This window comes from Flavobacterium sp. UBA4854, assembly GCF_002399805.1.
In the GTDB taxonomy this organism is placed as follows: Bacteria; Bacteroidota; Bacteroidia; order Flavobacteriales; family Flavobacteriaceae; genus Flavobacterium; species Flavobacterium ginsengisoli.
In genome coordinates, this window is sequence record NZ_DHEI01000086.1 from 23,661 (window position 1) to 34,444 (window position 10,784).

Genomic DNA, 10,784 nt, shown 5'->3' on the forward strand with positions numbered 1-10,784 from the left:
CAAAAATGGATTTTAATGGATAAGATATTTGGATTGTAACATTAACATTCAATAAATTTTTAAAAGACTGTCAATTGTGGCAGTCTTTTTTTTAAACAATATCCAAGAAAAAGATTACTTTTTTAATGCTTGCAATTTAAATCCTTTTAATTATTTTAGCCCACAAAAAAACTAATCAATTAACCAAAAAAAATGAAAAAACTAATTATTGCATGCTTCTTTATTTCAGGAGCGATGTTTGCTCAGGACATTAATATTGTTCAAGGCAATTTTGACTTTTTAAAAGATCAAAAAGAAATCAATACCGTATTTGATTATAGTAATTTTACTATGATGAAGGAGAAAAAGTCTGAAGCACAATACGTAAAAGAGCACAAAGCAGATTTAGATGAAAAGGCAAAAGGAAATGGAAATCTTTGGGAAAAAAGATGGATCGTGGCAAAAGATCAAATATGGACCCCAAAATTCTTAGAAATTGCAAACGTTGTTTTGACTAAGGAAAAGAAAGAATTAAACTTTCAGGAAGGATTAAATACTCCTTATACTTTAATTGTACAGGCAGTTTGGATTTATCCAGGTTGGGATGCTGGAATCATGAAACAGCCAGCAAAAGTAACAACCAATTTAAAGTTTGTTGAAACGGCTAACAAATCAAATGTCTTGTTAGAAATTAACAGTGAAGAGGCTCCTGGAGATCAATGGGGAAGCAATTTTAATAATGAAACTCGAATTGGCGAAGGATTTGCAAAAACGGCAAAAACAATGTCTAAACTTATTGCAAAAAAAGCATATAAATAAAAGGAAATAATATTCCGTTAGGAATATCTCATCGGTAGAAAAAAAATATTGTCGTTTTTGCATTATGTCCTGTAGGGACATCTGATTTACGGAAATGATATACACAAATCATAATCAAACGTTCCTATGGAACGTATTATCGTAATTCAATTTTTTTTCTACCGATGAGACATTCCTAACGGAATGAATCCTTTTCTAAATAAAAAAAGCCCTGATTATTCAGGGCTTTGTTCTTTTTGCATATTTAATAAATACGCCATATTTGCAATTACGTGATCGTGTTTTTTGACAAACGAATTTTCTTCGTTCCAAACATAACCTGCTAAAACGGCACATATTTTTTCTTTTACTTCTGGATTTTCTGGCTGATGGAAAAACAGCGTCTGAAGATTTCCTGTGTACCATTCTTGAACATAAGTCGTAAAAACAGCAATTCCGCGTTTCATGTATTGCGTGAATTCCACTTCCCAATCAACAGGAATTCCTTTTGATTCTTTTAAATATAATTTTGCTGCCAACATTCCAGATTCGGTTGCAAAAGCTACACCTGACGAGAAAACCGGATCTAAGAATTCAGAACTATTTCCTGTTAAGGCAAAACCATCGCCGTACATTCTTTTTACCGCTCTTGAGTAGTTTTCTAATTTAACTGGCTCGAATAAAAATTCTGTTCCAGCAAATCTTTTAATATAATAATCCGATTTCTGAATGGCGTTTCTCAAAGCCTCTGCATTGTCTTTATTTTCAGAAAGAGAATTGATAAAATCTGTCGGACCAACAACGCCTAAACTTGTATTTCCGTTAGAAAACGGAATCACCCATAACCAAACTTCAGTCTCTAAAATATCAAAAGAAATTTGAGTTCCTTCTACACCTTCTTCTCTATTAATATCTTTAACATGTGTAAAAATCGAAGAATGCGGATCTAGTTTTGAAGGCGTATCCAGATCTAAAAGTCTCGGCAAAACGCGTCCGTATCCACTAGAGTCGATGATAAATTTAGCGTGAATTTCTTTTAGGTTTCCGTCTTTGTCTTTTACGATAGTTTTTGAATTTTTTCCTTCAAAAGAAACTTCCAAAACTTCAGTTTCAAATTCTAAATCAATTCCTTTTCTTATGACTTCTTGAGCCATTGTATTATCAAAATCAGCTCTTGGAACTTGCCAAGTCCAATCCCAGCCTTCGCCAAATTTTATGCTGAAATCAAAATTGCAGATTTCTTCTCCTCTGATAAAACGAGCTCCTAATTTCTTTTCAAAGTTCATTGCATCTAGAGCTTCAAACAATTCTGCTTCAGCAAAATGATCCATTACACGCGGAATAAGGCTTTCGCCAACTACAAGTCTCGGAAACTTTGTTTTTTCTACAACTTTAACCTTTACATTGTTTTTATAAAGATAAGATGCCGAAACACATCCAGATGGTCCTGCACCAATCACTAAAACATCAACAAACTCCTTTGTCATATTAGAATTATTATCATTAATTAACCTACATTTGCCATCATCAAAATAACTACATTTATTTTGATAAATAAAATTAAATTAGCACAACCAAAATTGATTTGATGAATACAATAAATGAATATTTAAGTTTAGCAGAATTTGAAGCCATAATATTCGGAAAAAGCAAAGTTGCTATTAGCGATGTGGTTTTAAATCGAGTAAACGAAAGTTTTAATTTCTTAAAAGAATTCTCAGGAAATAAAGTAATATATGGTGTAAATACAGGGTTTGGTCCAATGGCTCAATATAGAATTAAAGAGTCAGATCAAATTCAATTGCAATATAATTTAATTAGAAGCCACTCTTCTGGAACAGGAAAACCTTTAAATGCAGAGTGCGCAAAAGCAGCAATTTTAGCTCGATTAAATACACTTTCTTTAGGAAATTCGGGAGTTCATTCTTCTGTAATTCATTTAATGGCAGAATTAATCAATCGAAATATTACGCCTTTAATTTTTGAGCACGGTGGTGTTGGTGCCAGCGGTGACTTAGTACAATTATCACATTTAGCTTTGGTCTTAATTGGCGAAGGTGAAGTTTTTTATAAAGGAGACAGACGCCCAACGGCAGAAGTTTTTGAAATTGAAGGTTTAAAACCGATTCAAGTAGAAATTAGAGAAGGTTTGGCATTAATCAACGGAACTTCTGTAATGACAGGAATTGGAGTTGTAAATGTTCATTATGCTAAAAAATTATTAGACTGGTCGTTAAAAGCTTCTTGTGCGATTAACGAATTGGTTCAAGCTTACGATGATCATTTTTCTGCAGAATTAAATCAAACAAAACGCCATAAAGGACAGCAGGAAGTTGCGGAAAGAATGAGACAAAATCTTTCTGACAGTACTTTGATTCGTAAAAGAGAAGACCATTTATATTCTGGTGAAAACACCGAAGAAATCTTCAAAGAAAAAGTTCAGGAATATTATTCATTACGTTGTGTTCCTCAAATTTTAGGACCCGTTTTAGAAACGATTAATAATGTTGCTTCTATTCTGGAAGATGAATTTAACTCGGCAAACGACAATCCAATTATCGACGTAAAAAACAAACACGTTTACCACGGCGGAAATTTCCACGGAGATTATATTTCGCTAGAAATGGATAAACTGAAAATCGTTATTACGAAATTAACGATGCTGGCAGAACGTCAATTGAATTATTTATTGAATTCAAAAATCAACGAAATTCTTCCTCCATTTGTAAACTTAGGAACGTTAGGATTTAATTTCGGAATGCAAGGCGTTCAGTTCGTTGCGACTTCAACAACTGCCGAAAACCAAATGTTATCAAATCCAATGTACGTACACAGTATTCCAAACAACAATGACAATCAAGACATTGTAAGTATGGGAACCAATGCTGCGGTAATTACATCAAAAGTAATTGAAAACTCTTTTGAAGTTTTAGCAATCGAATTAATCACAATTGTTCAGGCAATCGATTATTTGAAGCAAAAAGATCAAATTTCGTCTACAACAAAAAAATGGTACGACGATATCAGAAATATAATTCCAGAATTTAAGGAAGACCAAGTTATGTATCCTTTTGTTCAAAAAGTAAAAGATTATTTGATAAACAGTTAAAAATCTTTATTTTACAGTATTAATATTGAATCTTAAAATCATGAAAAAGTCACTTGTTTTTTTATTGCTAAGTTGCATTCAATTTGTTAATAGTCAAGAATTAGCATTAGTTAAGAAAAATTCTAAAATTGGATATCTGTCTAAAGACGGATCTTTTAAAATTGAACCTCAATTCAAATCTGCGAGAAGTTTCTCTGAAGGTTTAGCTGCTGTAGAAAATGGCGGAAAATGGGGATTTATCGACTCAAAAGGAAGCTGGGTAATTCCAGCCGATTTTAAAGATGCTAAAGATTTTAATAGCGGAATTGCAGTTGTACAAAAAGACAAAGACTGGGTTTACATTAATACAAAGGGAGAAATTCAAAAAGGACCAACTACTGACAAAGTATTTGATTTTAATGACGGCGTTGCTTTCTTTAGACAAAACAATAAAGTGGGTTTAATCAACAACAAAATGACTGTTGTTTTAGAACCAAAATACGATCAGATCAAACCTTTTGAAAATGGTTACGCGAGAGTTGAATTAAACAAAAACTGGGGAATTATTGATACTAACGGAAAAGAATTGGTTGAACCAGTTTATGCCGAAGTTGGAAATTATTTTAAAGGAACAACTTGGGCAAGAAAAGACAAAACTTTCGGTCTTGTAAGCGGCGGAAAATTTGTTCCAGTTGACGGAGCTGAAAAAATCTGGGATTTTGAAACTCAGGATTTGACATTTGCCAAGAAAAACGGAAAAATCGGTTACATCGATTTAAAAGGAAACTGGGCAATTCTTCCTATTTATGATAAAGGAAAAGCGTTTTCAAAAAATTTAGCTCCAGTTTTGGTTGGAAAAAAATGGGGATTCATTAATCCAGAAGGAAAATTTGTAATTGAACCAACTTACAATGATGCCGAAGTTTTTAGTACAAACGGATTAGCTCCAGTAAAAGAAAGTAACTGGGGATTCATAAATGAATCTGGAAAACTGGTAATTCCAACTCAATACGGTATCACAACAAATGCCATTATTGCGATGTTTACGCAACAAGATAAAGGATTTATTGGTGGCGTTGCCCGAGTAAAAAACGAAGGAAAATGGGGATTTCTTAAACCAGACGGAACAGTTTTGGCCAATCAATGGTTTGAAAATGCTGAACTGTTTTCTAAAAGTGCAGAAAAACCTCAACCAGCTGCAGCTCCTGCCGAAAAACCAAAAGAGGAAACCAAAGCGCCAACTGCAAAAAAACCAGCTGTAAAACCAGCACCGAAAAAAAAGAAATAATATTTATCTCCAAATAAATTAGAAATTTGCATAAATGAAATCGCTTTTATAAAAGTGGTTTCATTGATGACGAATAAAAATAAACCCTACATCAATGAAATGTGTATTAGTAACAGGCGGTTCGAGAGGAATTGGAAGTGCGATTTGTAAAAAACTAGCCGTAGAATCCGATTATCATATTCTAATTAATTATCATTCGAATAAAACAGCTGCTGAAGAAACATTACAAGAAGTACAAAAATTAGGCGCAACAGGCGAAATCTTAGGTTTTGATGTTTCTAATTTTGAAAACGTACAAAATGTTTTAACTGCTTGGCAGGAAGCAAATCCTGAAAAATTAGTTGAAGCAATTGTAAATAATGCCGGAATCACAAAAGACGGTCTTTTTATGTGGATGACACCAGAAGACTGGAACGGCGTTATGAATACAAGCGTAAATGGTTTCTTTAATGTTACACAGTTTTTTATTCAGAAAATGTTACGCAATAAATACGGCCGAATCGTAAATATGGTTTCGGTTTCTGGAGTAAAAGGAACTGCAGGACAAACCAATTATTCGGCTTCAAAAGGTGCAATTGTGGCAGCAACCAAAGCTTTGGCTCAAGAAGTTGCAAAACGAAATATTACTGTAAATGCTGTAGCTCCAGGTTTCATTAGAACCGATATGACAAGTCAACTGGACGAAAAAGAATTATTAAAGCTAATTCCGGTTAACCGTTTTGGCGAAGCCGAAGAAGTAGCAGATTTGGTAAGCTTTTTGATTTCTAAAAAAGCAAGCTATATTACAGGAGAAATTATCAACATAAATGGCGGAATATATTCTTAAAGAATACTATGTTTGCGAGATTATTTAAAAAATTTTAAACATAGAAAATTGCTTGCAATTCCGATGGCTATCGGGAGCTAAGTCGCAAAGTTTAAGCAGAAAGACTTAAAAAAAAACTTAGTGCCTTAGTGCCTTTGCGGCAAGATTAAAAAATTACACTTTAAGGATAAAAAATTACTTTTGAAAGACGATGAATAGACGAGTTGTAATTACTGGAATGGGAATTTATTCTTGTATCGGAACTTCTTTAGACGAAGTAAAAAATTCGTTATATGAAGGAAAATCTGGTATTCAGTTTGATTCTGAAAGAAAAGAATTTGGTTTCCAGTCGGCCTTAACAGGAATGGTTCCGAAAGCCGATCTTAAAAATTTATTGACGCGCAGACAACGTATGAGCATCGGTGAAGAAACCGAGTATGCTTATATGGCAACTATAGAAGCACTTAAAAATGCTAACATCGATGATGCCTTTTTTGACGAACACGAAGTAGGCATTATGTACGGAAACGACAGCGTTTCTAAAGCTATCATTGACGCGACAGATATTGTACGCGAGAAAAAAGACACCGCTCTTATTGGTTCTGGTGCTATTTTTAAATCGATGAATTCTACGGTTACGATGAACCTTTCTACAATTTTTAAACTTCGCGGCATCAATCTTACGGTTAGTGCGGCTTGTGCCAGCGGTTCTCACTCTATTGGTTTGGCTTATTTTTTAATTAAAAGTGGCTTCCAAGATATTGTGATTACTGGTGGCGCTCAGGAAATTAATAAATATGCCATGAGCAGTTTTGATGGATTAGGTGTTTTTTCTAACAGAGAAGGCGATCCAACAAAAGCTTCAAGACCTTTTGATATTGGTCGTGACGGATTAATTCCGAGTGGCGGTGGCGCAACTTTAATTCTAGAAAGTTACGAATCTGCGGTTGCTCGCGGTGCCAATATTATTGCAGAAATTGGCGGTTACGGATTTTCTTCAAACGGCGGGCATATTTCTACTCCAAACGTTGAAGGACCAGCAACAGCAATGAAACGCGCTCTTGACGATGCAAAATTAGAAGCTTCAGATATTGAATATATAAATGCTCATGCAACCTCAACACCTGTTGGAGATGCCAACGAAGCCAAAGCTATTTTTGAAGTTTTTGGAGAAAAAAATCCTCCTGTTAGTTCTACAAAATCAATGACAGGCCACGAATGCTGGATGGCGGGAGCAAGCGAAATCATTTATTCTATCCTCATGATGCAACACGATTTTATCGCGCCAAACATCAATTTGGAAAACCCAGATGAAGATGCGTCAAAATTAAATTTAGTTAAAACTACGTTAAACAAAAAATTTGACATATTTTTGTCCAATTCTTTCGGTTTCGGAGGAACCAACTCTGCGTTGGTGGTTAAAAAGTTTAAATTGAACAATGAATAAAGAAGAGATTATAGCAAAAATTAATGGTTTTTTAGTTGATGAATTTGAAGTTGATAATGATGACATTGAACCAAATGCTAATTTAAAAGATACACTTGGGTTAGACAGTCTGGATTATGTTGACTTAGTCGTTTCAATAGAGGCAAACTTTGGTGTAAAACTAGTTGAAGCAGATTTTGTTGGAATTTCTGATTTTCAAAGTTTTTATGACTTAATCGAAACTAAAATAAAAGCCAAATCAGCTTAAATGAGTCAATGGGATGGTAAATCCAAAGGAACTGTTTTAGGTTATAAAATATTCGTTTTTTTAATTCAAAAAGCGGGTGTAAAAGCTGCTTATGTCTTACTTTATTTTGTTGCTTCTTATTATTTTTTATTTCTAAGAAAAAGCAACAAAGCTATTTTCTATTATTTTAAAGAAAGACTTCAATACTCCTATTTCAAATCCAAAAAAATGGTTTTCAAAAGCTATTACACTTTTGGACAGACCATTATTGATAAAGTTTCTATTTCGGCAGGAATGCGAAACAAATTTACCTATGAATTTGATGGAATAGAAACACTAAAAAAATTACTTGCCGAGAAAAAAGGTGGTGTTTTAATTAGCGCTCATGTTGGTAATTTTGAAATTGCAGAACATTTTTTAGGAGATATTGATCTTAATTTCCAAATCAATCTTGTTACGACAGATTTAGAACATTCTGCTATTAAGAATTATCTGGAAAGTGTTTCTCAAAAACCAACCGTAAAATTTATCATCATCAAAGAAGATCTCTCTCATATTTTTGAGATCAATGCGGCTTTGGCCAATAATGAATTAATCTGCTTTACAGGTGATCGTTATTTTGAAGGAACCAAATCGCTTTCTGAAAACCTTTTAGGCAAAGAAGCCAATTTTCCCGCGGGTCCGTTTTTAATTGCTTCAAGATTAAAAGTTCCAGTAGTTTTTGTTTACGTAATGAAAGAACCAAACCTTCATTATCATTTGTATGCAAGAGAAGCCGAAGTAAAACACCGTGACGAAAAAGCGCTTTTGAAAGAATATGTAAAAAGCGTAGAAAGTATTCTGCATCGATATCCGTTACAATGGTTCAATTATTTTGATTTTTGGAATCAGTTAGAAAACAAAAATTCATTGCCAAAATAACACCGAACAAACTCTTTTAACTTCATTTTTTTTGAATAAATCAAAAATTTAGGAATTCTAGGCCATTCGCAGGAATAAGAAAATTCGTTTAAATAAATTTACTTATTTTTGCTGACCACCAAAGCCAAAAAACCTAAATGAAAAATGTTCTCGTAATTTATTACACGCAATCTGGACAACTGGAATCTATTGCAAAAAATATTGCAAAACCATTCCTAAATTCAGAAGAAATAAACCTTACATTTCACGAAATACAATTAGAAAAACCGTTTCCATTTCCTTGGAATAAAGAATCGTTTTTTGATGCATTTCCCGAATCGTTTTTACAGATTCCAACAGCATTAAAACCTGTTCCTGAAGAAATTTTAAACACAAAGTTTGACTTAATATTATTTCATTATCAGGTTTGGTATTTATCGCCTTCTATTCCGATTAATTCATTTTTGAAAAGTGACGATGCCAAGAAAATTTTGAACAATACACCTGTTATTACGATCAGCGGTTCTAGAAACATGTGGATTATGGCACAGGAAAAAATCAAAGTGTTGCTGCGAAAAGCAAATGGCAAATTGGTTGGAAATGTAGCTTTGGTAGACCGCGTTGGAAATCTAATCAGCGTTATAACTATTGTAGAATGGATGTTCTCTGGGGTTAAGAAAAAATATTTAGGTATTTTTCCGCTTCCTGGAGTTTCAGAAAAAGATATTGAAGAATCAAGTCAGTTTGGAGAAATCATGCTTGATTCTTTACAGCAAAATAATTTAGCGCAATTACAGCCAAAATTGGTTGATGCTGGCGCTGTAAAAATAAGTTCGTATTTGGTAACGGTTGACAAAACGGCCAACAAAATTTTTAATAAATGGTCAAATATCATTTATAAAAATCAAAAAAACCGAAAACAGCTGCTTAAAGTATTTAATGTTTATTTATTCCTTGCGATATGGTTAATCTCACCAATAGTGTATATATTGCACCTTATTACCTATCCGCTTAAGTTAAAATCTATAAAAAAGGAAACTCAATATTATCAGGGAGTTTAGAAGACGAAATTTAAATTATGTTTGAAGTATATATTACAAAAGCTGCAAAATATTTGCCAAACGAAGCCGTTTCAAATGACGAAATGGAAGCCTATTTAGGCCTTATCAATGATACTGCTTCTAAAGCAAGACGCATTATTTTGCGCAATAATAAAATTACAAGCCGATATTACGCTGTTGACAAAGAAGGAAAAAGCACTCACAGTAATGCCGAATTAACTAAAAATGCCATTTTACCGTTATTCGACGAAAATTTTACGCCTCAAGATGTAGAAGTACTTTCATGCGGGACCTCAACTCCCGACATTTTTCTGCCTTCGCATGCCGCGATGGTTCATGGTCTGCTAAAAAATAAATCCGTAGAATTAAACTCTTCAACAGGAGTTTGCTGCGCCGGAATGAACTCTCTTAAATTTGGTTTTCTTTCTATAAAATCTGGAAATTCAAAAAATGCAATCTGCACAGGATCTGAAAAAGTTTCGACCTGGCTGAATGCTCAAAAATACAATCACGAGGCTGATAATTTAAAAAGCCTTGAAGAACAGCCAATTATTGCGTTCAAAAAAGATTTCCTTCGTTGGATGTTGTCTGATGGTGCTGGAGCTTTTTTATTAGAAAATAAACCAAGAGGACCAATTTCGCTAAAAATCGAATGGATGGAGGCTTTTTCGTATGCGTACGAATTGGAAACTTGCATGTATGCGGGAGGTGATAAATTGGAAAACGGAGAAATTAAAGGCTGGAGCGATTATTCTCCAGAACAATGGCTAAACGAATCTGTTTTTTCTATAAAACAAGACGTTAAATTATTAGACGAATTTATCCTGTCAAAAGGTGCAGAAAGCATGAAAGATGCCATGGATAAAAACAATATTAAATCGGAAGATATTACATATTTCATTCCTCACGTTTCTTCAAACTTTTTTGTTGAAGGACTAAAAAAAGGATTGACAGAAAAAGGTATCGGAATGAGCGATGACAAATGGTTCATGAATCTTTCTCGAGTTGGAAATGTAGGTTCTGCTTCTATTTACCTAGCTCTTGAAGAATTATTGAATTCAGGGAATTTGAAAAAAGGAGATAAAATTTTATTATCTGTTCCAGAAAGCGGAAGATTTTCTTTCGCGTATGCGTATTTAACAGTTTGCTAATGGAAACAATGGCACTTCTAGAAAAAGAAATGGTCGAAAAT

General features: G+C 33.7%; 10 protein-coding genes. 9 read left to right on the forward strand and 1 reads right to left on the reverse strand.

What is annotated here, in order from left to right; genetic code table 11:
- Positions 1 to 192: 192 nt before the first annotated feature.
- Positions 193 to 798 (forward strand): hypothetical protein, encoded by a 606-nt coding sequence (locus B3J44_RS12635; protein ID WP_286968732.1) that lies wholly within the window; start codon positions 193 to 195, stop codon positions 796 to 798.
- 215 nt (positions 799 to 1,013) lie between these two features.
- Here B3J44_RS12635 and B3J44_RS12640 read toward each other — a convergent pair whose 3' ends face one another.
- Positions 1,014 to 2,264, reverse strand: coding sequence for an NAD(P)/FAD-dependent oxidoreductase (locus B3J44_RS12640; protein ID WP_286968733.1), 1,251 nt, complete (start codon positions 2,262 to 2,264; stop codon positions 1,014 to 1,016).
- A gap of 101 nt (positions 2,265 to 2,365) precedes the next feature.
- Here B3J44_RS12640 and B3J44_RS12645 point away from each other — a divergent pair, with 101 nt between their 5' ends.
- The 8 genes from B3J44_RS12645 to B3J44_RS12680 all read left to right on the forward strand — a co-directional run bounded on the left by B3J44_RS12645 (position 2,366) and on the right by B3J44_RS12680 (position 10,743).
- Positions 2,366 to 3,886 (forward strand): HAL/PAL/TAL family ammonia-lyase, encoded by a 1,521-nt coding sequence (locus B3J44_RS12645; protein ID WP_286968734.1) that lies wholly within the window; start codon positions 2,366 to 2,368, stop codon positions 3,884 to 3,886.
- A gap of 40 nt (positions 3,887 to 3,926) precedes the next feature.
- Positions 3,927 to 5,153, forward strand: coding sequence for a WG repeat-containing protein (locus B3J44_RS12650; RefSeq protein WP_286968735.1), 1,227 nt, complete (start codon positions 3,927 to 3,929; stop codon positions 5,151 to 5,153).
- 94 nt (positions 5,154 to 5,247) lie between these two features.
- Positions 5,248 to 5,979 (forward strand): 3-oxoacyl-ACP reductase FabG, encoded by a 732-nt coding sequence (gene fabG, locus B3J44_RS12655; RefSeq protein WP_286968736.1) that lies wholly within the window; start codon positions 5,248 to 5,250, stop codon positions 5,977 to 5,979.
- A gap of 190 nt (positions 5,980 to 6,169) precedes the next feature.
- Positions 6,170 to 7,405, forward strand: a complete 1,236-nt coding sequence (locus B3J44_RS12660; protein ID WP_286968737.1) for a beta-ketoacyl-[acyl-carrier-protein] synthase family protein — start codon at positions 6,170 to 6,172, stop codon at positions 7,403 to 7,405.
- A complete protein-coding gene (locus B3J44_RS12665) occupies positions 7,398 to 7,652 on the forward strand; it encodes an acyl carrier protein (RefSeq protein ID WP_008465907.1) in 255 nt (84 codons plus the stop codon). The genes B3J44_RS12660 and B3J44_RS12665 overlap by 8 nt, the downstream gene beginning before the upstream one ends.
- Positions 7,653 to 8,552, forward strand: coding sequence for a lipid A biosynthesis acyltransferase (locus tag B3J44_RS12670; protein ID WP_286968738.1), 900 nt, complete (start codon positions 7,653 to 7,655; stop codon positions 8,550 to 8,552).
- A gap of 137 nt (positions 8,553 to 8,689) precedes the next feature.
- Positions 8,690 to 9,592 (forward strand): dialkylrecorsinol condensing enzyme DarA, encoded by a 903-nt coding sequence (locus B3J44_RS12675; RefSeq protein ID WP_286968739.1) that lies wholly within the window; start codon positions 8,690 to 8,692, stop codon positions 9,590 to 9,592.
- A 17-nt stretch (positions 9,593 to 9,609) separates the two neighbouring features.
- Entirely contained in the window at positions 9,610 to 10,743 is a 1,134-nt protein-coding gene (locus tag B3J44_RS12680; protein ID WP_263523799.1) for a beta-ketoacyl-ACP synthase III, read from the forward strand.
- The last annotated feature ends 41 nt before the right edge of the window (positions 10,744 to 10,784 follow it).

Excerpts from the sequence above, each read along its gene's own strand:
- B3J44_RS12635 (WP_286968732.1), top strand. The coding sequence starts at position 193 with ATGAAAAAACTAATTATTGCATGCTTCTTTATTTCAGGAGCGATGTTT.
- B3J44_RS12640 (WP_286968733.1), bottom strand. The coding sequence starts at position 2,264 with ATGACAAAGGAGTTTGTTGATGTTTTAGTGATTGGTGCAGGACCATCT.
- B3J44_RS12645 (WP_286968734.1), top strand. The coding sequence starts at position 2,366 with ATGAATACAATAAATGAATATTTAAGTTTAGCAGAATTTGAAGCCATA.
- B3J44_RS12650 (WP_286968735.1), top strand. The coding sequence starts at position 3,927 with ATGAAAAAGTCACTTGTTTTTTTATTGCTAAGTTGCATTCAATTTGTT.
- fabG (WP_286968736.1), top strand. The coding sequence starts at position 5,248 with ATGAAATGTGTATTAGTAACAGGCGGTTCGAGAGGAATTGGAAGTGCG.
- B3J44_RS12660 (WP_286968737.1), top strand. The coding sequence starts at position 6,170 with ATGAATAGACGAGTTGTAATTACTGGAATGGGAATTTATTCTTGTATC.
- B3J44_RS12665 (WP_008465907.1), top strand. The coding sequence starts at position 7,398 with ATGAATAAAGAAGAGATTATAGCAAAAATTAATGGTTTTTTAGTTGAT.
- B3J44_RS12670 (WP_286968738.1), top strand. The coding sequence starts at position 7,653 with ATGAGTCAATGGGATGGTAAATCCAAAGGAACTGTTTTAGGTTATAAA.
- B3J44_RS12675 (WP_286968739.1), top strand. The coding sequence starts at position 8,690 with ATGAAAAATGTTCTCGTAATTTATTACACGCAATCTGGACAACTGGAA.
- B3J44_RS12680 (WP_263523799.1), top strand. The coding sequence starts at position 9,610 with ATGTTTGAAGTATATATTACAAAAGCTGCAAAATATTTGCCAAACGAA.